The following is a 23,315-nucleotide window of genomic DNA, read 5'->3' on the forward strand; positions in this document are numbered from 1 at the left end:
TTTATTGAATGAGAAAAGGTATGATTATTGCGGGCGCATCAAGCGGCTCTGGGAAAACAACAATTTCTATAGGGTTAATGCGGGCCTTTATGAAAAGAGGTTTAGTGGTTCAACCCTTTAAGACTGGACCAGATTATATAGACCCAATGTTTCACAGAAAAGTTTTAGGAACGTCATCTTACAACCTGCCACTGTGGATGGTGTCAGATGAGACGATTCAATACTTATTCAATAAAAGAAATGAAAACGCAGATATTTCAATCATTGAAGGGGTTATGGGATATTACGATGGTCATAGTGTAGAAGGCTTTGAAGGGAGCACGGCATATCTTGCCGATTTATTGGATGTATCGGCACTGCTCGTTTTTAATGCCAGCAGTATGTCTCTTAGCGCCGCTGCAATTGTGAAGGGATTTGCTGAGTTTAAAACGCCAACAAAGATCAAGGGCGTCATTTTAAATCAAGTCAACTCGGAGTCACATTATAAGATGTTGAAAGCTGCAATTGAGAAACATACACCGATAAAATGTTATGGCTATTTACCTAACAATAATGCCGTGGTAATCGAAAGTAGACATTTAGGGTTGTTGCAAGCGGATGAAATTGCGGATTTGAACTCTAAGGTAGATCTGATTGCTGAACAACTTGAAAAAACAGTAAATTTGGACGCGCTGTATTCAGATTTTGAATATGTTGAAAGGGTATACCATACACCTCCAGAAGTAGACTCTTTATTGTCTGAGATCAAACAGACTTTAACACTTAGAGGTTCTTTAACGCTTGGTGTTGCTAAAGATCAAGCGTTTTCATTTTATTATGATGAAAATTTAGAGACTTTAGAGGGGCTTGGTATTAAAATTAAGTATTTTTCACCGATGTATGATGAATACTTACCTGAACGCATAGATGCGCTTTACTTCGGAGGCGGTTATCCAGAGGTTTTTGCGGCTCAATTAAGTGCAAATCAAACTTTTAGAGAACAACTTTTTTTAAAGCTAGAAGCCGGAATGCCATGTTATGCTGAATGTGGTGGACTGATGTATCTCACGGATCTTATTGAAGATTTAGAGGGGTGGCCCTTTGAGATGGTGGGTTTTTTGGATGCCAATACATTGATGACAAAAAAACTTCAACGCTTTGGTCACACGCATATCAAATTGACGCTAGATGCCAGTGAAAAGCTTGGTAAAGCTTATGAGATCACATACAGAGCACACGAATTTCATAAATCTATTCTAGTGACACATCAGCCTATCACAAGAATTATCGAAGCGTCGAAAGGCTCTAATACTTGGCAATGTGGGTATTTTAAAGAAAACACATTGGCCACATATGCACATAATCATTTTTACAGTAATCTTGAGTTTTTAGTGTTCTTAATAGATTTATGGACTGTTAACAAATTGTAACATTCTCAATTCTCTGTTTAATGATTGCTTATTAGGGCATAAACATGATGAGTTCTTATATGAATTCTTAAAAATGACAGTAAAATAAGTATACGCACAATTATATGCAGGGGGTCAATATGGATATTATTAAAAATTCACCGGTTTTACAAGCGTTGCTCGCAACTCTTTTTACTTGGTTTCTTACGGCGTTAGGCGCTGGTATTGTTTTTTTCTTTAAAGAAATTAATCGAAAAGTACTTGATATTATGCTTGGTTTTGCGGCGGGTGTAATGATTGCAGCTAGTTTCTGGTCGCTCCTTAATCCCGCTATTGAAATGGCGGAACGCAGTGGTCAAATTCCTTGGGTTCCAGCTGTTGTTGGTTTTATGAGTGGCGGTATATTTCTTTTTTTAATTGATAAGATATTGCCTCATCTTCATAGTGGATTTCCGATGGAAGAAGCTGAAGGTGTAAAGACCAGTTGGCAGAGAAGTGTTTTGCTCGTCCTTGCAATAACCCTTCATAATATACCTGAAGGACTAGCTGTAGGGGTTGCATTTGGAGCACTGGCTGTTGGTTTACCTGAAGCGACTTTAGGCGGCGCTATTGCACTTGCCATTGGAATTGGCATTCAGAATTTTCCTGAGGGTGCAGCGGTTTCTGTACCGCTTAGAAGAGAAGGTTTTACCCGAAGAAAAGCATTTTTGTATGGGCAGGCATCGGGCATTGTTGAACCGATTGCAGGTGTAATAGGGGCATTACTAGTGGTGTCTATGCATTCTATTTTACCCTATGCACTTTCATTTGCGGCTGGTGCAATGATATTTGTTGTTGTGGAGGAATTAATTCCTGAATCCCAACGGGAAAAAAATACGGATCTTGCAACTATGGGTGCCATGGTTGGTTTTACTGTAATGATGCTCTTAGATGTAGCGCTCGGTTAAGTGATGATGAGATAGGATGTCTAAAAATACATCTCAAGGGTATATTTCCTTTGAGATGTATTTTTGATATAATAGGTATTGAGGAAAAGAAATATAAAATTGGATAACGTTTAGAGACATCAATTGTTAAAAAGATATCAGCGTTAATCAAAAAGAAATGAGGGAAGATATGTCAAATACTAAAAAAGTTTTAATTTTAGGTGGAGGATACGCCGGGGTTAAGGCAGGGAAAACGCTTCATAAGATTTTTAAACAAAATGAAGCTGTTGAGATTACTTTGATCGATAAACTGCCTTACCACACGCTTATGACAGAACTACATGAAGTAGCAGGTCATAGGACGGAACCCGATTCAATACGCATTGACTTAAGAGCAATCTTTAGCGGAAGAAAGGTCAATATCGTCACGGATGAAGTTGAAAAAATTGATTTTGAGCAAAAGAAGGTCAGTACAACAAGAAAAGTTTTTGATTTTGATTATTTAATTATTGCCTTTGGTTCAAGTACGAATTCTTTTGGAATTCCAGGGATTGAGACGTATGCGTATACATTGTGGTCATATGATGATGCGATGAAAATTAGACATCAGGTTGAGAAAATGTTTCAATTGGCAGCCATTGAGGACGATGAAGAAACAAGACGTCAAATGCTTACTTTTGCAGTTGTCGGTGGCGGGTTTACTGGTGTTGAAATGGCAGGTGAACTCGGAGAGGCCAAAAAACATCTTTCTGAGAAATACGGCATTAATCAAGATGAGGTTACAATTTATAATATTGAGGCCACTTCGAGAATTTTAAATACTTTAGAAGACGATCGACAAGTTAAAAAAGTTGAAAGAAGATTTAAAAGATTAGGGGTTACTCTGTTAAAAGATGCAGCTATTGTGAATGTAATGCCCGACAAATTTGAGCTAAAAGACGGCCGTGTAATCGCTTGTAATACTTTGATTTGGGGTGCTGGTATAAAAGTGAACAATTTTGTCGGTTCATTGGGCCTTAAAGCGGGCAGAGCAGGTAGAGTTGATGTAAATGAATATATGCAAACCGCTGAATATGCAAACGTCTTTGTAGCAGGGGACAATACACATTATGAAGATGCAGATGGATTATTACCTCAAATTGTTGAAGCGGCTGAACAATCAGGTCATACAGCAGCTGAAAATATTGCCAATTTAATTAATGAGAAACCGCTTCAGCCTCATAAGCAAGTTTATCATGGATTCATGGTATCGGTTGGATCTAGATATTGCGTATCTGATAATAATGGTTTAAAATTATCCGGATTTTTCTCAATGCTTGTCAAGCATTTAGTCAATTTCTATTATTTATTTACAGTGAGTGGTGTTGCTCAGCTCTTTGAATATTGGAGACATGAATTTTTTCATATTAAAAATAACCGTTCTTTCTTAGGCGGTCATTTTTCAAAAGCATCACCTAATTTTTGGTTAGTGCCACTTAGAATGTTTTTAGGTTTTATGTGGGTGATTGAAGGTGTTAATAAAATTAATGAGGGTTGGTTAGTGAGCGCTAAAATGATTGCTTCTGATGCAGTAAGTCAGGCAACAGAACAAGTCGCTGAAGGCGCAACTTATGCAGAGCCTTTATTAAAAGAAGTGCCTGGTATTGTACAGTGGATGATTGATAAGCTGATTGCGCCACATGCAGTTGTTTTTCAAACGATGATGGTTTTTGCTGAAATTGCATTTGGGTTGATGCTCATAGTGGGCTTATTTACTTTTATATCTGCAATTGCAACGACTGGAATGACTGTGGCAATTACCTTGACGGGTATGTCTGATGCGTCTATACTTTGGTATTTCTTTGGTGGGATTGCTATGATCGCTGGGGCAGGAAGTACTTTTGGATGTGACTACTATGTCTTACCGCCGCTTAAAAGAGGGTGGAAACGTACAGCGATTGCGAAAAAATCATATCTCTATTTTCACTAAGATTATTGGGGATATGATTATGACGTATTAATACTAAATCGTATTTGCTTTGCAAATACGATTTTCTAACGATTCAAGTACAAAAGGATGCATATTAAATGAAAAAAAACGATGTGATTTTAATCGTAATTGTTTTGTTATTAGGTGTAGTTTCTTATGGAATTATTAATTTTATGAAGAAAGATGTCGGGGATGATCTTAGGGTCATTATCAAGCATAGGGGGGTTGTTGTAAAGGAATACCCTTTTGATGATTTGACGAGAGAAACTTATGTCTTAGATGTCGAAGGTGAAATAAATGTGGTTCAAATTGAAAAGGGATTGGTCTCGTTATCCGAGGCTAACTGTCAAGATTTGATTTGTGTAAAGACGGGCTCGATTTCTAAACCAGGTGAAATAATTGTATGTTTGCCGCACAAATTCACAGTTGAAATTGTCTCGAATGAAAACCTAAGTGAAATAGACGATATAGTGGAGTAGCGAATGCGTAAAGTAAATAAATCTATAGATACAAGAAAATTAGTTCTAATTTCAGTCTTAGTGGCACAAGGCATGGTACTAGGGTATATAGAAAAAATGCTTCCCATTCCCTTTATAGTGCCTGGCGCTAAATTGGGACTTGCAAATATAGTCACATTAACGGCAGTTTATTTTTTGAACTTTAGAGCGTCGGCCGCAGTTGTTTTATTAAGAGTTTTATTGACTGCAGTGACATTTGGGTCCATTTCGAGTTTTTTGTATAGTCTGTCAGGCGGTGTTTTGAGTCTAATGGCGATGGCCGGTTTATTAAAAGTTTTTAAAAATGAGATGAGCTTAATCAGTGTTAGCATCATCGGTTCTATTTCACATAATGTGGGGCAATTAATGGTTGCAGCGCTTATTATTCATAATGTGCTTATATTAACTTATTTGCCTTTTTTGTTAATTGTAGCAGTGCCGACGGGAATCTTTGTAGGACTTGTTGCAAAAGCCTTAATTCAGTATTTAGAGAAAACAAATTTTATCAGATAAATTAGAACTAAAGGGGGTAAAATGTCCTTTAATTTGGAAGTTGAAGAAGATATAGAAGCACTTTATCATTTTTTACAAAATGAATTAAAAAGGGTGAAATACCGCATTAATTCGCAGACCCGTTCTAAGTTTATAGAGGTTCAGAGCATAATTGAAGATGTGATGCACAATGAAGGCAAAATGCTTAGACCGTTTCTCGTATTGCTCAGTGCACAGTTTGGTCATTATGAGGCAGAGAAAATACAAAAACTTGCTGGAGCAGTGGAAATATTGCATATGGCCACTCTAGTACATGATGATATTATTGATGAAGCAAAGTTAAGACGGCGTAAACCTTCAATACAAAGCAAATATGGTAAAAATATGGCAGTCTATACAGGGGATTATTTACTGGCAAAATCCATTGGTATTCTAAACGATGAGCATTTTGATCCCAGCAATGTAAGACAGCTTTCTCAAGCAATTTCAAAAATATGCGAAAGTGAAATCATACAGTACCAAAATAGATTTAAAGCGCTGAGCATTAAAAATTATCTAAAAGTGATCTCGGGTAAAACAGCAGCGCTTTTTGCTGTGAGTTTATATGTTGGCGCCCTTGAGAGTGACTGCGATGAAAAACTAGCGAAGCAGTTAGGGCGGATCGGTTATGAGATTGGGATGGCTTTTCAGATTATCGATGATCTTTTAGATTTTGATGAAAATCAACAGAAAATTGGAAAAAGTACGCTTTTGGATTTTAAAAACGGTTATTTTACGATTCCAATTCTATTTGCACTAAAAGAAAAGAAGGTTAATTTAGAAGACTATTCTAAAGCCGATTTAATCGATTTTGTCAGACTAAATAATGGATTGACGTCTGCAAAGCGTTTAGCAAAAAAATACACACAACGTGCGTTTGTGCGAATTGATTCATTAGAACCTTGTCATGCAAAAAAGGTTTTAAGGCAGTTTTCGAAACACTTATTGGAGCGTGATTATTAAAGTAGCTTATCTTAAAAGGACTACAGGTATTCTGAATGATTGCCTGCAGTGGCATAAAAAAACACACGCTGTAATCATAACTCTATGTCATGATTACAGCGTGTGTTTTTTAAATTAAGGATTTCTTTTATCTTATTTTGGCCATAAAATTGTCTTTGAGAGATAGTGTGCAATTTCTTCTAAATAGATTTGATCGGTTTCACTGAAACGCCCAATTTCAGGGCTATCAATATCAAGGACACCAATGAGTTGATTGTCTTTGAATAAGGGCAGAACGATTTCACTATTTGAAAAGAGATCACAGGCAATATGTCCTGGAAATTGATGCACATCTTTTACGACTATGGTCTTTTGGGTTTCGGCACTCGTGCCACAAACGCCTTCGCCAATTTTAATTGTAGTTACCGCAGGTTTGCCCCAAAATGGCCCTAATTTGAGTTGATTGTCTTTCATGAGGTAAAACCCAACCCAGTTTAAGTCGTGCAGTAGAAAGCCTACAGTCGCAGCAGCATTGGCAGCATTAGCTACCCAATCGGTTTCGCCTTCCAAAAATGATTTAATGTTCTCTAAAATATAAGGATATAGTAGTTCCGGTTCTTGATGATCACTCGGATAGATACAAGCCATATATAATCCCTCCTATTGTTTTTGGTTATACTAAACGCCCACTGAATGCAATCCGATAGGATTGTGCAAGGTTACAAAGGTAGCGAAGCGGACTGAGTATACGCTTAAAAAAACTAATGAATATCTTTAATCCAAAAAAAGCAGCTGCTTTTGCAGATGCTTTTTTAGTTTAAATGATTAAATTACTTCTAGAATTTCGATGCTGACAGCGCCGTTTGGTGACATGAATTCAACCTGAGCACCAGCTCTTTTCCCCATGAGTGCATTTCCAATAGGAGATTCGTTAGAAATTTTAGAATCGAGTGGATCGGATTCAATTTTAGTCACAATCTCAATAGTTTCAACCTCTTTTGTGTCTAAATATTTAATCTTTACAGTAGAATTGATACTTACAGCATCTTTCTCTGTAGACGCTTGAACTAATTCATAACTATCAAGAATTTCCTTAAGTTTAAGTATTTCAGTTTCATTATGAGATTGAGCTTCTCTCGCTGCATGATATTCTGCATTTTCAGATAGATCCCCAAACCCTCTAGCTTGTTTGATTTCTTCTGAAATCTCATGTCTTTTGAGTATAAGTTCATCGTATTCTTTTTGTAATTTAATAAGTGCAGCTTCAGTTAATAAAGTTTTCTTCATACCGCCATCTCCCCTAAAATAGTTTGAACATATTATATAGTATCAAATTACAGGTTGTTTGTAAATTACATTTTTTTTTACAGGCATTATTTTTTTTGATATAATAGAATGAGCATTTTAATTCAAATTTAAAAGAGGGCAATAGATGCGTATAAGATGGGGATTAATGATCCTAATGAGTTTATTAATTTGTACAGCGTGTAATCATTCAAATGAACAAATGGGTTATGATCCGGATCTCTTATCCTATATGGTTTCTGAACCGGCGCGCTATTATGGAGAAGGACAATACTACCATGAAATTCAAAAGATAGAAAGCACAGCGCTTGATAAGCAATATAGGATTGAAGCGTCTGGAGAAATCAAAGATACGTCCATTGGAAAGACTTATATTGATTACGCATTTAACTATCAATTTTTGATTACAGATCAAATGATACTTCAAACCCTCAACAATAATAGACTCAATGATTCTGATTTTAAAGAAATCGAATTATTGCGTTTGCCACTTGAAGTGGGGCATACTTGGACATTTAATGCGGTTATGTTCAATGATAAAACGGTGAAAATGACTGCTGAAATATTTGAGGTGAATGATACAAGTGATGAAATAAAGGTTCGGTATACTGCTAATGGCTACGTTGAAACACGGTTTTTTAAAAAGAAGTTCGGGGTGACTGATTTTATAAAAGAAGTGGCATACAAAGATGTAAAAGCAATAAGTGGATTTCATTTGGAAGAAGGTAAAAAAATCGGTTTGCCGAGATCTGAAAGTAAAATCAAGGAAAATTCGAATGAAGAAAACGCTTTTGCCGACATCAATGAGGTGAATGTAACGCCAGTAGAACACGATCTGATTTTGGGATTCAATCAAAATTACGAAAAGAAGATAAAGTTGGAAACCGATAATTTGTTGGATTATATAATGCCAGAATCACCTGCAAGCGAAAAAATTGACAATTTAAAGTTTGTTGACGTTGGCACGTTTAATTTTATGAAATTTAAAGTTAAATCGAAGACAACGGTAGGCGATTTAAGTACGATAGAGGTTGTAGAATTGTACGATCTGGGGAATGATCAATCCATCTTAAATACTGTAACTTATACCTTGAAAATATATGGAGATCAGCTCATGATCTATGATTTTGAATAGTAAACCCCGTTATTGATAATCTGAGGCATATCAACAACGGGGTCGGTTTATCCTTTAGTAAATACATTGCCTTTGTACTTCACTTGATTTCTCCCAGCTTCTTTAGCCGCATATAAGCCTTGATCTGCGATTTCTATAAGTGCAGAAAAATTCTTGCCATCGTAAGGATAAGTGGAAATGCCCATAGATATCGTGAATTTTGGTGCGGACTTATTTTGAATTTCTATACGCATTCTTTCTGAAATTTCAAGTGCACCAGGCGCATTGATATGAGGCATTACAAAGACGAATTCATCACCGCCGTAGCGTCCTAAAAAATCCGTTTTCCGATTGTTGATCATAAACGCATAGGAGAGGTATTTAAGACACTCATCACCGACCATATGCCCTTTTGTGTCGTTTATTGTTTTGAATTTATCAATATCAAACATGGCAATGGAGAAAATTTTAACGGAACTGTCGTTAATTAAATCATTGATAACAGAGGTAAGTCCGTTTCGATTTAAGGCTTTTGTCATGGGATCTTTCTGAGAACTTTCTTTGATATGTTCAACTTTATCTGCCATGACAGAAGTGCGTTTTTTTGCTTCGAATTCAACAGTTCTTTCAAACTTCCGCTCAAGATCAGCGAGTCTAACATCAATAGAAGCGCGCGACATTTTGTAAAATTTGAGCAATATGGAGATTTCGGAAAGCTGAAACACGGCATAAATTAAGAGACCAAAACTCATTAAAAAATAAGTGTGTCCATAGCTTAAAATGATGACGCCAATAAGTGCGATCAGATAAATTTCAGATATTTCTTTGTGCATAGCTGTTTTATAATGATTGTAATTCCGAAATTGAATGAGTATGATGATTCCCATCAGCAATATATTAGAAATATTCAAAAATTGGATGGGAATCATGAGGTTGAATCCAACCATTAGGAGCAAGACAATGCTTAAAATATATGCCAATAAGTGAAGAACACTATTTTCAATGACGCGTGTGAAAATCATAGATAGCGCTTGAACTGAAAAATATATAAATAAGGCAAGTTTATAAACGTAAAAATCACTGAGCAGTAGAGCAGAATTGGATATACCAATGATCGCAATAAACGGAATGACATCAAAATATTTTGATTTGACAAGTTTATCACTACTTCTATAAACAAAGACGTTGAAAAAATAAGAAAGTAAGAAAAGTGAAGCACTTACGTGTAAAATGTTAATTCTCTCCATTTAATGCCTCCTGTAAAAAATGATATAGGATAATAGTATAAGAAAAGTCTTAAAATATCAATGTTATATTTTGACTTAATGGATGGCATATATTATAATTTATATGATAAAAACCATTAATAATGAACAAAAGGTGCGTATTTAGAAAATGAACCCTTTAAATTTGTAGTATAGAGCGAGAAAAATGGAGGAAAATATGAAATCAGTATTAATAAGGGAAATTTACAATGATCCAGAGCGGTATACTGGAAAACCAATACAAGTTTCTGGCTGGATTAGGACGAGTAGAGCATCAAAAACATTTGGCTTTATTGAACTCAATGATGGCACTTTTTTTAAGAATATACAAATTGTATTTGAAGAAAACCTAGAAAATTTTGATGAGATCGCGAAGCTTTCTATAGCATCTGCAATTATCATAAAAGGGGCGTTAATCTTAACACCTGATGCGAAGCAGGCTTTTGAAATAAAGGCATCTGAGATTTTCATAGAAGGACTTTCAACACCAGAATACCCACTTCAAAAGAAGAGACACACAATGGAATATTTACGTACAATTGCACATTTAAGACCTAGGAGTAATACCTTTTCTGCTGTATTTAGAGTGAGATCAGTTGCGGCTTATGCCTTTCATAAATTTTTTCAAGACAGAGGGTTCGTCTACGTTCACACGCCAATTGTAACAGGAAGCGATGCTGAAGGCGCAGGTGAAATGTTCAAAGTGACGACTTTAGATTTTAATGATGTGCCTCGAACTGAGGGCGGCGCTGTAGATTATTCAGAAGATTTTTTTGGAAAAGAAACGAATTTGACTGTGAGTGGACAATTAGAAGCCGAAACATTTGCACTTGCATTTAGAGAAGTTTATACCTTTGGTCCGACGTTCAGGGCTGAGAACTCTAATACTAAAAGACATGCGGCAGAGTTTTGGATGATTGAACCTGAAATTGCGTTTGCCGATTTAACGGACAATATGACATTGGCAGAAGATATGGTGAAGTATGTAATTTCATATGTTATGGCACATTGCCCAGAAGAAATGGAGTTTTTTAACACAAGAATTGATAAAGGTTTATTAGAACGCCTTAATCATGTGGCAACATCTGATTTTGGAAGAGTAACTTATACAGAGGCCGTGGAGGCTTTAAAACAATCAGGTGTAGAATTTGAGTATCCAATTTTCTGGGGCGCTGATTTACAGACTGAACATGAACGCTATTTGACAGAAGAGGTTTATAAGAGACCTGTGTTCGTCATTGACTATCCCAAAGGCATTAAATCTTTTTACATGAGAGTAAATGATGATCAAAAGACTGTTGCGGCGATGGATCTTCTCGTTCCAGGTGTTGGCGAGTTAATCGGAGGTTCACAAAGAGAAGAACGGATGGATGTGCTGCTCAGTAGAATTAGTGAATTAGGCCTAAATGAAGAAGACTACTGGTGGTACCTTGAGTTGAGAAAATATGGCGGTACAAGACATGCTGGTTATGGCTTGGGTTTTGAGCGCATGATTATGTATCTAACAGGGATGGGCAATATCAGAGATGTCGTGCCTTTCCCAAGAACGGTTAAAAGCGCAGAATTTTAACCCAGATACGGTGCTATATGATTTGAAACAGTAAACTCTATAAAAACAAATTGTAAGGGCACTACGCGTAACTTCACTCATAAGTTATACGTAGTGCCCCTTTTTTTAAGTGTGCTATGAGTGTTGCGTAAGATTTGGATTCGTGTGAAACTGGCTTTTAACACTCTAACCCTAATTTATTTTTTTAAGCATGATTTCATGTGCCATAAAATGTGTATATATTAATAAGGGCATAAATAAGTGGGGGGAAGCTATATGAAATGTAATAATAAATGTCTTGTAAATATGATACTGATTATATTATTGATTATAGCAAGTGTAATTCAACTTAATAGTGCTTACGTACAAGAAATGTCTGAAATTAATTTAAGAAGCGTTTATATCAGTCGAAATTTAGATGAACTCTTGGTTTCATCTATACAACAACTTGAGTTGTTGGGCAGTCAAATAACGGGGATTATGTCTGATCATCAGTATGCATATAAAGAAAATTTATACAAGGAGGGAGAGAACTATGAAGTACTTGGAAAATCAGTCTCCTTAATTGGAATTGCAGAAAACAAAGAACTCAAACAAGAAGTAAAAGATGAAATTGCTAATATTCTTACCTTTGAAGCTTCATTTGTTAAAATTAAACAGAATTTAGCCAATATTGAATGGCTTTATTATTTGTCTCAAAATAATTTTATTACGATTTATCCGAAGACAACTCACAAAGCGAATACAATAATTCCAGTGACTTATGATTTTGAATTTTTTCAGATCGTCTCACCTCAAATGGATCCTAATAAACACGTTAAATTCACGAAAGTCTATGAAGATCAATTAGGCAAAGGGTCTATGATCACTATCTCAATGCCAATTTACAAAAAAGATCAGTTTATAGGTGCTTTATCAATTGACTATACACTGGAAGGGTTGTCAGATCTTTTAAAGTTTGAATCCAATGAAATGATGAACTATGTGTTGATCAATGAATATGACCAAGTAATTGCAACGAGCAACAACATCGTTGAAGGCAAATATCAAGAAACAGATGCTTATTTAAATTCCAAATATGGTATCGACTTAAAAGAAGTTGAAAGAAGAAAACATGAGCTTTTTACCAATGGAGATTATTACATTATGATTATTCCGCTGGCAGATGTGCCTTTTGAGGTGTATGTCATCGTTAATAGAATGACGTTTTATATTACTGTATTGAGTAAAATACTGCCGATTATCATTTCTTTATTGGGTATAATCATCATATTAAGCCTCTATTTTAAAACGATTAATATCAACGACTCTTTGGAAAAAAGTGAAAGAAAATTCAAATATGTATTTGATCAATCCGCTGCCTATGCCGTTATTTTAGATTCAAGTGGGAATATTGTCTATGCAAACCAGCAAGCTCTAAATATGATTGGTAGAAATATTGAAGATATAAGAGGTCAATATTTTTCTAATGCAATGTGGTGGGCATATTCTTTAGACTTGAATTTGTTTATTGACGAAGCGATTAAGGAAGTCATAAACGGCTTTTCCATAAAAAAAGATGTGATTTTAAGAGATATACACAAAAAAGAGCATGTGTACACGTTGTCGATGTTTGGCATCAGAGATGATTTTGGAAATCTTGATTATATTGCAACAACAGGCAATGAAATTACTGATCGAATAGAGATGGAAAGCAAGCTAGAAGGTTTATCTAAGACGGATTTACTAACCCAGACTTTTAACAGAAGAGGGATGTATGAAATCTTGGATCAAAGTGTGAATCTCTATAAGAGAAAACAAACGCCTTTCGTCATTTTGATTTGTGATATCGATTTCTTTAAAAATGTGAATGATATGTACGGTCATATGGTTGGCGATGAAATCTTGTCAGGGCTTGTATTACTGTTAAAAAAATCGGCTAGACCTTATGATGTGGTTGGAAGGTGGGGTGGTGAAGAATTCACCATATTGCTACAAGATACGACTGAAGAAGAAGGTGTCATCGTGGCGGAACGTATAAGGCGAGCGGTCTCTCAACATCCTTTTAAAAGTGATTTGACGGATCACGTGATTTACATCAGTTTGACAATTGGACTCAAGTCATATGAACCGGATTTCGACATTAGACAAATATTAAAGATGGCAGATGATGCTTTATATCATGGGAAGAAAAACGGCAGAAATCAAGTCGTCAATTATGTAAGCATGATAGGTAAGACAGATGCTGTTGATAAAGATGAACTTTGAGCAATGTAATTTTTGTAAGTTGGTGAAAGTAAGTTGGTGAAAGTAAGTTGGTTATGAATAGAGGCGGTTTATGATAGCGAAGACAGAAGCAGAAAAAGAGGCATTGGCGCATATTGGGAGAATAGTGGCTGAAGTGCGAGATACTATGATTGAAAGTGTCAGAGTGGGTATGACAACAAAAGAGCTTGACGAAATAGGTGGGGCGATATTAAATCAATATGGCGCTATGTCAGCCCCAATTGTAGATTATGATTTCCCAGGCTATACGTGTATTAGTGTGAACCAGACTGCAGCGCACGGCATTCCAAGTCATTACCAATTAACAGAAGGTGATCTGTTAAATATTGATGTCTCGGCTACCCTTGATGGGTTTTATGCGGATACGGGTAAGAGCATCGTCGTGGGTGAAAAAACAGAGCCGCAATCAATGAAAGAGGCTCTGTGTCAGGTTGCTTATGAAGCGCTGATGGCGGGGATATCTGCAGCAAAACCGGGAAATCGAATCAATGATATTGGAAAAGCCATATTTGAGACTGCTAAAGCAAATGGTTTCACAGTGATTATGAATTTAACGGGACATGGGATTGGAAAAGCTTTGCATGAAAAGCCTCAAGCTATATCTAATTATTACTGCAAAAGTGAAAATGATAAAATTGTGGTTGGAGAAGTACTTGCCATTGAAACCTTTATCTCCAATCGTTCCAACATGGTAAGGGAAGCCACCGATGGATGGGCTTTGAAGACTGTTGATGGCGGATTAGTCGCTCAGTTTGAGCATACCATTATTGTGCAAGAAGAAGGTTCGATTATTACGACTGTATAGTATGGCTTTCTAGGTTTCTTGTTCTGATCTTTTGAGTTCCACTTTGAGAATACCCACCAAGGATTCTAACTTGTGAATAATATCAATGTTTTTGATACCATAAGGCGGAATATAATCAATCTCAATGACGGTGTGATTGTTTATAGCCTCATGTGAGAGTGTCACTTTGTTTATGCGACAATTGTATTCTCCTAAGATTAATGTAATCGTACCAAGGCGTTCTGGTGCATCATCTGTTGAAATGAGTAAAGTGAATAAGCGCTTTGCTCGGGTTAGTTTTTTTTCGATTTGTGAAAAAGTTTTAAGTGTTATGAGCATAATAACCGCTGTGATAAGGGCTATTAGATAATAACCTGCGCCTACAACCAAACCAATGCAAGCGATAGACCACAGACTGGCGGCTGTGGTTAAGCCTTTAACAGTGGCGCCTTCTTTGATAATTGTTCCAGCGCCTAAAAAACCGATTCCACTGATGACTTGAGCGCCAAGTCTTGTGGGATCCATGTTGATATGTGTTGCCGCGAGTAAAAGGTTTACATCCATTATGATGGCTGAAGCGACACACACTAAAATGTGTGTTCTAAACCCTGCGGGTCGGTTGATGACTTCACGCTCAAAGCCGATAAGGCCCCCGATAAAGGTTGCAAAGAGTATTTTGATGATGGATTCAAAATTTAATGTCATAGTTTCCCCCAAAAATAAAAAATTATAAAATAGAATATAAGGGTTAGGGTGTCAAATCTAAAAGTTGAGCAACCCTCTACCCTATGATATCGTTTACGAGAAGTACGCGATAAAGCATAGGGTAGAGGGTTAATGCGAAACTGACTTTTGACACCCTAACCATATAAGCTTTATTATACTATTATTTATGCTCTATTTAAACGGGTAATAATCAGGAAAAATAAATCATCAAGGAGATTTTCATGAATTTTAAGTATGTAATTGTGGCTTTGACCGTCATTAATGTGATGAGTTTTGTTATGTTTGGACTCGATAAGTTTTTTGCCGTTAAAGGAAAATGGCGCATACGTGAAGTGACACTTCTGAGTATGTCTGTAATTGGTGGCGGTATCGGCAGTTTGATAGGAATGGTTTTGTTTAAGCATAAGCTTTCAAAGCGTCCTTTTAGAATTATAATTCCTTTGACAATTTTGTTGTATTGGTGCGGATGCGTTTATGTTATATGGAATATTCCAAAGCTATGAGTGGACGTTAAATAGACGACAATTTCATATACTGGTGTTAATCAATATTTTGGAGGCCAATAAGATGAATAAAATAATTCAATGTGTACCAAATTTTAGTGAAGGTAGAGATTTAGATAAAATTGAGCAAATCGTTTCTGCATTTAGAGGAAAAAATGGCGTTAAGTTGTTAGATTATAGCAATGATGAAGATCACAATAGAGTCGTTGTGACTTTAGTTGGAGAACCAGAACCTTTAAAAGCTGCAATTGTTGAGGCTGTAGGAACTGCAATCCGCTTAATTGATATGACGAAACATGAAGGTCAACATCCTAGAATGGGAGCAGTAGATGTTATTCCCTTTATTCCAATTAAAAATGTGACGATGGATGAATGTATTGAACTTTCAAAAAGTGTTGCACAGGCACTTTACGAAACTTATGAATTGCCAAGTTTCTTATATGAAAAATCAGCATCAGCACCTCATAGAGAAAACCTTGCAAAACTTAGAAAAGGCCAATTTGAGGGTATGGGCGAAAAGGTAAAAGAAGAAGAGTGGAAACCAGATTTTGGTGTTGCTATTCATAAAACTGCTGGCATTACCGCAATAGGTGCTAGAATGCCTCTTGTTGCATTTAATGTGAATTTGAATACAAGTGATATTGAGATTGCAAATAAAATTGCTAAAAACGTGAGACATTTAAGCGGTGGCTTAAGATATTGTAAAGCAATCGGTATTGAACTTGAAGATAGAGGTATTGTACAAGTTTCTATGAACATGACTGATTTTACCAAAACACCACTTTATAGAGCGTTTGAACTCATCAAAATTGAAGCGATGAGATATGGCGTTAGCATCGTTGGCAGTGAAATTATTGGACTTGTGCCAATGGATGCCTTAATTGGAACAGCAGAATTCTACCTTGGTGTCGAAGATTTTTCGTACGAGCAAGTTTTAGAAAAAAGAATTATGGAGTAAATGATGAAAAAGGGAAATATGATTATTTCGGGTGCAGCTGAGCTTGTAACTTGTAGTGGGTTTAAAGGTAAAGCTGGGGCAGAAATGAATGATTTAAAGGTTATAAATGATGCCTCCATTGTTATTGAAGGTGGGTTGATTAAAAGCATCACTAAAGACAAGGTCGATCTTGCAAACTATGAAAAGATGGGGTATGAAATCATTGATGCCACTGGAAAATGTGTCTTGCCTGGTTTTGTGGATTCACATACACATTTTATCTTTGGTGGGTATCGCCAAGATGAATACGATTGGCGTCTTAGAGGACAGAGCTACATGGAGATCATGTCAAAGGGTGGCGGCATTGTAAATTCAGTTGAAGGTACAAAAAATGCTTCTTTTGAAGACCTTTATGCAGTCGGCATTAAACGCTTAAACAGTATGGCGAGATTTGGTGTGACAACTGTGGAGGGGAAAAGTGGGTATGGCCTTGATCTTGATACTGAGATCAAACAGCTTGAAGTGATGAAGCGCCTAAATGAAGTCCATTCACTCGATATTGTGCCCACCTTTTTAGGGCCTCATGCACGCCCAAAGACTCATAAAGAGAAGCCTGATGAATTTATTGACTATATGATTGAAACGGTCTTGCCTGTGGTTGTAGAACAAAAGCTTGCGATTTTTGCGGATATATTTTGTGAAGAGAATGTCTTCTCAATTGAGCAGAGCAGACGCTTTTTAAATGCGGCAAAGGCAAAAGGCCTTAAACTCAAAATCCATGCAGATGAAATTGTAAGATTGGGGGGGGCAGAACTTGCGGCAGAGCTCGGTGCGATATCGGCGGATCATTTGCTTCAAGCTTCAGATGAAGGGATTAGAAGTATGCAAGAAGCTGGTGTTGTAACGACTTTGCTACCTTGTACAGCCTTTAGTCTTAAAGAGGACTATGCCAGAGCAAGAGATATGATAAATTCAGAATGTATTGTAGCACTTGCAACTGATTTTAACCCTGGGAGTTGTTTTACAGAATCCATTCCACTTCTAATTGCACTTGCAACAAATCAAATGGGGATGACCATTGAAGAAACTATAACGGCGCTTACCATCAATGGTGCTGCGGCACTTGGAAGAGCAGCTCAAGTTGGCAGTATAGATGTGGGTAAACGTGCAGATTTGGTTATTCATGAATTTCCATCTTATAAATTTTTACCTTACCATATTGCAGTGAGCACAGTGGAAAAGGTGATTAAAAACGGTGTTAAAATCATTGACCTCTATTATGATCAACCGTTATAATCAGTATAATGAACTTAACAAAGGAGAAGACCATGTTAAAAGACTTATATTTACAAGAATTTCTTGATAAAACAGAATCAAACGACCCAGTGCCGGGTGGTGGCAGCATTGCGGCGTTATCATCTGCCTTAGCTTCGGCGTTATCAGCAATGGTTGCCAATTTAACGATTGGTAAAAAAAATTACGAAGATGTTTCAGATGAAATGAAAGTAATTGCGGAGAAAATGAGTGCATTTAAACAAGCATTTGTATTGATGATTGATAAAGATGCCAACTCATTTGACAAGGTCATGAAAGCCTATAAGCTTCCAAAAGAAACCGATGCTGAAAAAGCGGAAAGAAGTAGACTGATCCAAGAGGGGATGGCTTATGCAGCCAGCGTACCACTTGAAGTCGCTGAAAAGACAGCAGAATTATTTGAATTGATCGAAGTATTGGTTCAAAAGGGCAATAAAAATGCCCAAACAGATGCACTTGTTTCTGCAATGATGGCAAGAACGGCTATTCTTTCAGCACTTTATAACGTCAAGATTAACTTGAGTTCAATTAAAGATGAAACTTTCGTTAAAACTACGACGGAGAAGGTAAAAGCACTTGAAAAATTAGCTGTGGAGAAAGAAACCTATATATTAGGCCTTTCTGAGTTATAAAGCAGAAATCAATCTGAGCGGATACTGCTTTCCTCAAGTTAAACCACACTTTTGTGTGGTTTTTTTTAGCTTCATTTGTAATGTTGACCTTTCTGGCGTATAATAAAGAGAGTCTATAAGATAAATTTAGTGAAACAAATCATAGGAGTTGAGGTTATGTATAAAGTAATTGCTGATAGTAGTAATGAAATTGATCAAGCGTTTTTAGATAGATATCCAGTTGACATAGTGCCCTTTAAATTGTATGTAGAGGGCGTTGAATATGTGGATGATGCTTCTTTGAATGTGGACCAATTTGTGGATGATATGGTTCATTCATCAAGTCTTCCCAAGTCGGCGTGTCCATCGCCAAATGATTTTATGGCACATTTTGATGGAGAAGCAGATGAAATCTATGTAGTCGCTATTTCGTCTAAGCTCAGTGGGACTTATAATAGTGCGATGCTTGCAAAAAATATTTACGAAGGTGAAAATCCAGGGAAAAAATTTATTCATGTATTTGATTCGTTAGGGGCTGCTGCCACTGAAACGCTTGTGACACGTAAAATTCATGAAGTCAAAAAACAAATCAGTGACCCTAAAGAAGTTGTAAAACTTGTAGAGCGGTACATTGAGGATACACATGTATACTTTATATCAGAATCATTGGACAATTTAATCAAAAATGGTCGGATTTCAAAGTGGAAAGGTATTATTGCTTCCACACTAAAAATATTGCCAATCATGGGTGCGAACGAGCATGGCGAAATAAAGCTTTGCGAAAAAGTGAGAACTTCTAATAAAGCTTATCAAAGATTAATTGAAATCCTTCAAGATGAAATCATTAAGAATGGTAAGAAAATAGTGGCAGTTACACATGTTGGCAATTTTGAGAGGGCAAATCAAATTGTGGAAGCTTTAAATAAGACCCCAGGTGTGGAAGAAATTTTTAATTTAAAATGCGCTGGGCTGTCGTCACTTTATGCAGATAATAATGGAATTATCGTCGCGTTGTGATCGGCAATTAATTTTAGAGATAAGAGGATAAAATTTATCCTAATAGAGTCACTAAATTATAGTAAACGCTGTACATAAGAGACATCAACTCGGCGTCACTTTCAAGGTTGATGTTTTTTTATGTATTTTTTTTATTTATTAAAATATATTAAGAAGAAAAGTGTAAAAGAGTGCGGGACAAATGTTGTCATCAGCCTGATTAAATGTTATGATTAACATGATTTAATAATATACTTTGAGGTGATTTGAATGCATAAAAGATTGTTTATTCCTGGACCAGTTGATGTAAGTGAAGACGTACTTTTAAAAATGGCAACACCGCAAATTGGACACAGAACCAAGGAAGCTTCGGCTTTACAAAGAAGCATTTCCGACAAAATGAAAAAAGTAATGTATACAGAAAATGAAATTCTTTTGTCAACTTCTTCAGGAAGTGGCTTAATGGAAGGTGCTGTAAGATCTTGTACAAGAAAGAAAGCAGCCGTCTTTTCAGTAGGTGCTTTTGGAAACAGATGGTATGAAATGGCAGTTGCTAATAATGTTCCAGCTGATATTTTTAAATCGGAATTAGGACAACCAACAACACCTGAAATGGTTGATAAAGCCCTTGCTACTGGCGAATATGACTTAGTTACAATTACACATAATGAAACTTCTACGGGTATTATGAATCCTGTTGAAGAGATTGCTGAGATCGTGAGAAAATACCCTGAGGTAATCTTCTGTTTAGATACAGTGAGTTCTATGGGGGGCACAAAGATTGAAGTGGACAAGTTAGGTGTTGATATCTGTATTACTTCGACACAGAAGTGTTTGGGTTTACCTGCAGGGCTTTCGATCTGTTCTTTTTCTATGAAAGCGATGGAAGCTGCTAAAGAGGTACCTCACAGGGGATTGTATTTAGACTTGTTATCCCTTTACGATTATGTTCAAAAGAAAGATTATCAATATCCATCAACACCTTCTTTGCCGCATATGTTTGCTTTAGACTATCAATTGGACAAGATTTTGGATGAGGGACTTGAAAACAGATTTGCTAGACATTTAGAAATGGCAAAAGTCGTTAGAGCATGGGCGCGTAAACATTTTGAAATGTTGGCTGAAGAGCAATATGCTTCTAACACATTGACGACAATTGAAAATACAAAAGAAATTAGTGTTTCTGATTTGAATAAAGAACTTGGAAAACGTGGTTATATGATTTCTAATGGGTACGGCTCTTTAAAAGATAAAACTTTTAGGATTGCACACATGGCTGATACAAAAATGGAAGATCTTCAAAATTTATTAAAAGAAATTGAGGATATTTTAAGTTTATAGTACAGTTGATTAGATGTTTAAAGGGTTTTATATTTTTTAGGAGGCTTACAAGTGGGAAGTTTAAGAATATTAGCAAATGATGGCATGGACAAAATTGCAGTAGATGTACTTGTTGAAGCAGGCAACTTCGTTGATACCAATCATTATGATGGTGATGCCTTGGTAGAAAAAATGAGAAATTCAGATGTGATCATCATCAGATCGGCAACTAAAATTCGTAAGGCATTGATTGATCAGATTAAAGGTGGAGACCTAAAGCTCATGATTAGAGCAGGTGTCGGCATCGATAATATCGATCATGTATATGCTGAAGAAAATGGTTTTACAGTAAAAAACACACCGAACTCAAGTAGTGCTGCTGTTGCAGAGCTTGCAATTGCGCATATTTTTGCACTTTCACGTCATATTCATGTGGCAAATGTGACTATGAAAAAAGGTGAATGGAACAAAAAACATTACAGTGGAACAGAAATAAATGGTAAAATCTTAGGATTAGTGGGCATGGGTCGAATTTCGCATGAAGTTGCGATCAGAGCGAAGGGACTTGGAATGACTGTCGTTTATACAGATCTATTTAGTAAGCCTGAGAAATACCCGGATCTTGAATACCTCACTTTAGAGGCGTTGTTAAAGCGATCAGATTATATATCTTTACACATCCCTTATGACAAAACTAAAGGTGCGACCATTAAAAAAGAACAATTTGAACTGATGAAAGATGGCGTTTATTTGATCAACACTGCTCGTGGTGGGGTTATTGATGAAAAGGCGCTTTTAGATGCGCTTAACAATGGAAAAGTTGCTGGTGCTGGGATCGATGTATTCGAAGAGGAACCCACTTTAAATCAAGCGCTAGTCGATCATCCGAAAGTTTCGTGTACACCGCATATTGGTGCATCCACTGCAGAAGCTCAAGAGCGTATTGGCTTTGAAACGATAGAGGTTATCAATAATTTTTTTAATATAAATTAAATTTGGAGGTATTAGAGTGGCAGTTGTTAAACCGTTTAAAGGCATAACACCAAAGAAAGCATTAGCTTCCAAGGTAGCTTCTTTACCTTATGATGTCATGAATAGAGAAGAAGCTAAAGAAATGGCTGGCGATAATCCGTATTCTTTTTTACACATTGCGAGGTCTGAAATTGATTTGCCAGAGGTTGAAAATCCGTATGATCAAATCGTATATGAAACAGCGCGTAAAAATTTAGACCGCTTTATCGCTGAAGGGACATTAGAGACTGAAGCGCAACCGATCTACTATATATACAGACAAATTATGAACGGCAGAGTACAGACAGGTTTAGTGGGTTGTACATCCATTGACGATTATATGAACGATGTGATTAAAAAACATGAATTTACAAGACCCGCTAAAGAAATTGATAGAATTAAAAATTTTGATCACTGTGATGCAAATACTGAACCCATATTTTTGACCTATAGGAAAAACGATGAAATCAATCTGATTGTAAATGATTGGATTAAATTTCATATGCCCACTTATAACTTCATAAGTGAAGATGATATTACACATATTCTATGGAAGTTAGATGATTTATCATTAGTGAGTCGGATTTCTGAAATATTCGACGGCATTGATTATCTTTATATAGCGGACGGTCATCATAGATCGGCATCATCTGTGAAGGTTGGCCTCATGAGAAGAGAACAATACCCAGATTATGATGGTACTGAAGAATTCAATTTCTTCATGTCGGTGATCTTCCCTGATGAAGATTTGTTTATTATGGATTACAATAGAGTTGTAAAAGACTTGAATGGGCATACTCAAGATGACTATATGAAACTCGTATCTGAGAAATTTGATATTGAAAAGGTAGAACAAGCTGAACCTTTTAAACCGATGACCAGAGCAACTTTTGGTATGTTTATAGATAATGCTTGGTATAAGTTAACTGCTCATAAAGGTGTTTATGATGAGAATGACCCTGTTGACAGGCTTGATGTATCCATTCTTCAGAAAAATCTTCTAGATCCAATCTTGGGGATAGAGGATCCACGAACCAATGAAAGAATTGATTTTGTCGGCGGCATCAGAGGACTAAAAGCGCTTGAGAAGAGAGTTTCAAATGGTTTTGCCGTTGCATTTTCAATGTATCCGACGACTATGGATGACTTGATTGATATTGCAAATGCGGGAGAAGTAATGCCTCCTAAGTCAACTTGGTTTGAGCCTAAATTAAGAAGTGGCTTGTTTGTACATCGATTATTTTAATTAATAATAAAATACAATAAAAAAAGGTGACGCTTAGATGATTCAGATCATCATAAGTGTCACCTTTTTTTATTTTTATCAATTTTAAAATTTATAAAAGTTTTAGGTTTTAGCAA

At 36.4% G+C, this 23,315-nt stretch carries 22 protein-coding genes; 18 read left to right on the forward strand and 4 right to left on the reverse strand.

From position 1 onward, the window contains the following. The first annotated feature begins 8 nt into the window (after nt 1-8). The 6 genes from F3D3_RS09580 to F3D3_RS09605 all read left to right on the forward strand — a co-directional run bounded on the left by F3D3_RS09580 (nt 9) and on the right by F3D3_RS09605 (nt 6,274). Complete coding sequence (locus F3D3_RS09580; protein ID WP_069873377.1) at nt 9-1,409, forward strand: cobyrinate a,c-diamide synthase; 1,401 nt, start codon at nt 9-11, stop codon at nt 1,407-1,409. A gap of 119 nt (nt 1,410-1,528) precedes the next feature. After that, nucleotides 1,529-2,335, forward strand: coding sequence for a ZIP family metal transporter (locus F3D3_RS09585; RefSeq protein ID WP_069873379.1), 807 nt, complete (start codon nt 1,529-1,531; stop codon nt 2,333-2,335). A 169-nt stretch (nt 2,336-2,504) separates the two neighbouring features. After that, a complete protein-coding gene (locus F3D3_RS09590; protein ID WP_069873381.1) occupies nt 2,505-4,283 on the forward strand; it encodes an FAD-dependent oxidoreductase in 1,779 nt (592 codons plus the stop codon). A 98-nt stretch (nt 4,284-4,381) separates the two neighbouring features. Then, a complete protein-coding gene (locus F3D3_RS09595) occupies nt 4,382-4,762 on the forward strand; it encodes a NusG domain II-containing protein (protein WP_069873383.1) in 381 nt (126 codons plus the stop codon). A 3-nt stretch (nt 4,763-4,765) separates the two neighbouring features. Continuing rightward, nucleotides 4,766-5,293 (forward strand): Gx transporter family protein, encoded by a 528-nt coding sequence (locus tag F3D3_RS09600; protein WP_069873385.1) that lies wholly within the window; start codon nt 4,766-4,768, stop codon nt 5,291-5,293. Between the two features lie 21 nt (nt 5,294-5,314). Further along, entirely contained in the window at nt 5,315-6,274 is a 960-nt protein-coding gene (locus tag F3D3_RS09605; protein WP_084388931.1) for a polyprenyl synthetase family protein, read from the forward strand. Nucleotides 6,275-6,406: 132 nt separating this feature from the next. On the opposite strand, the gene F3D3_RS09610 is transcribed toward F3D3_RS09605, so the two are convergent. Continuing rightward, nucleotides 6,407-6,901, reverse strand: coding sequence for a GAF domain-containing protein (locus F3D3_RS09610; RefSeq protein ID WP_069873387.1), 495 nt, complete (start codon nt 6,899-6,901; stop codon nt 6,407-6,409). A 177-nt stretch (nt 6,902-7,078) separates the two neighbouring features. Then, nucleotides 7,079-7,540 carry a transcription elongation factor GreA gene (greA, locus tag F3D3_RS09615; RefSeq protein WP_069873389.1) on the reverse strand — a complete coding sequence of 154 codons (462 nt, stop codon included), beginning with the start codon at nt 7,538-7,540 and terminating at the stop codon, nt 7,079-7,081. Nucleotides 7,541-7,685: 145 nt separating this feature from the next. On the opposite strand from greA, the gene F3D3_RS09620 reads away from it, so the two are divergent. Further along, nucleotides 7,686-8,693, forward strand: coding sequence for a hypothetical protein (locus tag F3D3_RS09620; RefSeq protein ID WP_069873391.1), 1,008 nt, complete (start codon nt 7,686-7,688; stop codon nt 8,691-8,693). Between the two features lie 47 nt (nt 8,694-8,740). Here F3D3_RS09620 and F3D3_RS09625 read toward each other — a convergent pair whose 3' ends face one another. Beyond that, nucleotides 8,741-9,919 (reverse strand): GGDEF domain-containing protein, encoded by a 1,179-nt coding sequence (locus F3D3_RS09625; RefSeq protein ID WP_069873393.1) that lies wholly within the window; start codon nt 9,917-9,919, stop codon nt 8,741-8,743. Nucleotides 9,920-10,115: 196 nt separating this feature from the next. Between F3D3_RS09625 and asnS the strand changes: the two genes are divergently transcribed. From asnS to map, 3 genes are all read left to right on the forward strand, one after another. Beyond that, nucleotides 10,116-11,507 (forward strand): asparagine--tRNA ligase, encoded by a 1,392-nt coding sequence (asnS, locus tag F3D3_RS09630; RefSeq protein WP_069873395.1) that lies wholly within the window; start codon nt 10,116-10,118, stop codon nt 11,505-11,507. A gap of 255 nt (nt 11,508-11,762) precedes the next feature. Continuing rightward, on the forward strand, nt 11,763-13,733 hold the full coding sequence (locus F3D3_RS09635) for a diguanylate cyclase (protein ID WP_069873397.1): 1,971 nt from the start codon (nt 11,763-11,765) through the stop codon (nt 13,731-13,733). Nucleotides 13,734-13,803: 70 nt separating this feature from the next. Next, the gene (gene map / locus F3D3_RS09640) at nt 13,804-14,556 is read left to right on the forward strand and encodes a type I methionyl aminopeptidase (protein ID WP_069873399.1); all 753 of its coding nucleotides are present in this window, start codon (nt 13,804-13,806) and stop codon (nt 14,554-14,556) included. Between the two features lie 9 nt (nt 14,557-14,565). On the opposite strand, the gene F3D3_RS09645 is transcribed toward map, so the two are convergent. Beyond that, a complete protein-coding gene (locus tag F3D3_RS09645; protein WP_069873401.1) occupies nt 14,566-15,240 on the reverse strand; it encodes an MgtC/SapB family protein in 675 nt (224 codons plus the stop codon). A 242-nt stretch (nt 15,241-15,482) separates the two neighbouring features. Here F3D3_RS09645 and F3D3_RS09650 point away from each other — a divergent pair, with 242 nt between their 5' ends. The 8 genes from F3D3_RS09650 to F3D3_RS09685 all read left to right on the forward strand — a co-directional run bounded on the left by F3D3_RS09650 (nt 15,483) and on the right by F3D3_RS09685 (nt 23,199). After that, nucleotides 15,483-15,764: a DUF1294 domain-containing protein gene (locus F3D3_RS09650; protein ID WP_069873403.1), complete on the forward strand. Its 282-nt coding sequence runs from the start codon at nt 15,483-15,485 to the stop codon at nt 15,762-15,764. Nucleotides 15,765-15,828: 64 nt separating this feature from the next. Next, nucleotides 15,829-16,722, forward strand: a complete 894-nt coding sequence (gene ftcD, locus F3D3_RS09655) for a glutamate formimidoyltransferase (protein WP_069873405.1) — start codon at nt 15,829-15,831, stop codon at nt 16,720-16,722. Between the two features lie 3 nt (nt 16,723-16,725). Next, nucleotides 16,726-17,997, forward strand: a complete 1,272-nt coding sequence (gene hutI / locus F3D3_RS09660; RefSeq protein ID WP_069873408.1) for an imidazolonepropionase — start codon at nt 16,726-16,728, stop codon at nt 17,995-17,997. 32 nt (nt 17,998-18,029) lie between these two features. After that, nucleotides 18,030-18,647 carry a cyclodeaminase/cyclohydrolase family protein gene (locus F3D3_RS09665; RefSeq protein WP_069873410.1) on the forward strand — a complete coding sequence of 206 codons (618 nt, stop codon included), beginning with the start codon at nt 18,030-18,032 and terminating at the stop codon, nt 18,645-18,647. Between the two features lie 156 nt (nt 18,648-18,803). Then, nucleotides 18,804-19,643 (forward strand): DegV family protein, encoded by an 840-nt coding sequence (locus F3D3_RS09670; RefSeq protein ID WP_069873412.1) that lies wholly within the window; start codon nt 18,804-18,806, stop codon nt 19,641-19,643. 249 nt (nt 19,644-19,892) lie between these two features. Further along, nucleotides 19,893-20,963 carry an alanine--glyoxylate aminotransferase family protein gene (locus F3D3_RS09675; RefSeq protein WP_069873414.1) on the forward strand — a complete coding sequence of 357 codons (1,071 nt, stop codon included), beginning with the start codon at nt 19,893-19,895 and terminating at the stop codon, nt 20,961-20,963. 84 nt (nt 20,964-21,047) lie between these two features. Next, on the forward strand, nt 21,048-21,935 hold the full coding sequence (locus tag F3D3_RS09680; protein WP_069873700.1) for a D-2-hydroxyacid dehydrogenase: 888 nt from the start codon (nt 21,048-21,050) through the stop codon (nt 21,933-21,935). Between the two features lie 16 nt (nt 21,936-21,951). Continuing rightward, nucleotides 21,952-23,199: a DUF1015 domain-containing protein gene (locus F3D3_RS09685; RefSeq protein WP_069873416.1), complete on the forward strand. Its 1,248-nt coding sequence runs from the start codon at nt 21,952-21,954 to the stop codon at nt 23,197-23,199. The last annotated feature ends 116 nt before the right edge of the window (nt 23,200-23,315 follow it).

The sequence above is a fragment of the Fusibacter sp. 3D3 genome (genome assembly GCF_001748365.1).
Taxonomy (GTDB): Bacteria; Bacillota; Clostridia; order Peptostreptococcales; family Acidaminobacteraceae; genus Fusibacter_A.

Bases quoted from the DNA above. Each gene is read 5' to 3' on its own strand.
- F3D3_RS09580 (WP_069873377.1), top strand. From the start codon at position 9: ATGAGAAAAGGTATGATTATTGCGGGCGCATCAAGCGGCTCTGGGAAA.
- F3D3_RS09585 (WP_069873379.1), top strand. From the start codon at position 1,529: ATGGATATTATTAAAAATTCACCGGTTTTACAAGCGTTGCTCGCAACT.
- F3D3_RS09590 (WP_069873381.1), top strand. From the start codon at position 2,505: ATGTCAAATACTAAAAAAGTTTTAATTTTAGGTGGAGGATACGCCGGG.
- F3D3_RS09595 (WP_069873383.1), top strand. From the start codon at position 4,382: ATGAAAAAAAACGATGTGATTTTAATCGTAATTGTTTTGTTATTAGGT.
- F3D3_RS09600 (WP_069873385.1), top strand. From the start codon at position 4,766: ATGCGTAAAGTAAATAAATCTATAGATACAAGAAAATTAGTTCTAATT.
- F3D3_RS09605 (WP_084388931.1), top strand. From the start codon at position 5,315: ATGTCCTTTAATTTGGAAGTTGAAGAAGATATAGAAGCACTTTATCAT.
- F3D3_RS09610 (WP_069873387.1), bottom strand. From the start codon at position 6,901: ATGGCTTGTATCTATCCGAGTGATCATCAAGAACCGGAACTACTATAT.
- greA (WP_069873389.1), bottom strand. From the start codon at position 7,540: ATGAAGAAAACTTTATTAACTGAAGCTGCACTTATTAAATTACAAAAA.
- F3D3_RS09620 (WP_069873391.1), top strand. From the start codon at position 7,686: ATGCGTATAAGATGGGGATTAATGATCCTAATGAGTTTATTAATTTGT.
- F3D3_RS09625 (WP_069873393.1), bottom strand. From the start codon at position 9,919: ATGGAGAGAATTAACATTTTACACGTAAGTGCTTCACTTTTCTTACTT.
- asnS (WP_069873395.1), top strand. From the start codon at position 10,116: ATGAAATCAGTATTAATAAGGGAAATTTACAATGATCCAGAGCGGTAT.
- F3D3_RS09635 (WP_069873397.1), top strand. From the start codon at position 11,763: ATGAAATGTAATAATAAATGTCTTGTAAATATGATACTGATTATATTA.
- map (WP_069873399.1), top strand. From the start codon at position 13,804: ATGATAGCGAAGACAGAAGCAGAAAAAGAGGCATTGGCGCATATTGGG.
- F3D3_RS09645 (WP_069873401.1), bottom strand. From the start codon at position 15,240: ATGACATTAAATTTTGAATCCATCATCAAAATACTCTTTGCAACCTTT.
- F3D3_RS09650 (WP_069873403.1), top strand. From the start codon at position 15,483: ATGAATTTTAAGTATGTAATTGTGGCTTTGACCGTCATTAATGTGATG.
- ftcD (WP_069873405.1), top strand. From the start codon at position 15,829: ATGAATAAAATAATTCAATGTGTACCAAATTTTAGTGAAGGTAGAGAT.
- hutI (WP_069873408.1), top strand. From the start codon at position 16,726: ATGAAAAAGGGAAATATGATTATTTCGGGTGCAGCTGAGCTTGTAACT.
- F3D3_RS09665 (WP_069873410.1), top strand. From the start codon at position 18,030: ATGTTAAAAGACTTATATTTACAAGAATTTCTTGATAAAACAGAATCA.
- F3D3_RS09670 (WP_069873412.1), top strand. From the start codon at position 18,804: ATGTATAAAGTAATTGCTGATAGTAGTAATGAAATTGATCAAGCGTTT.
- F3D3_RS09675 (WP_069873414.1), top strand. From the start codon at position 19,893: ATGCATAAAAGATTGTTTATTCCTGGACCAGTTGATGTAAGTGAAGAC.
- F3D3_RS09680 (WP_069873700.1), top strand. From the start codon at position 21,048: ATGGACAAAATTGCAGTAGATGTACTTGTTGAAGCAGGCAACTTCGTT.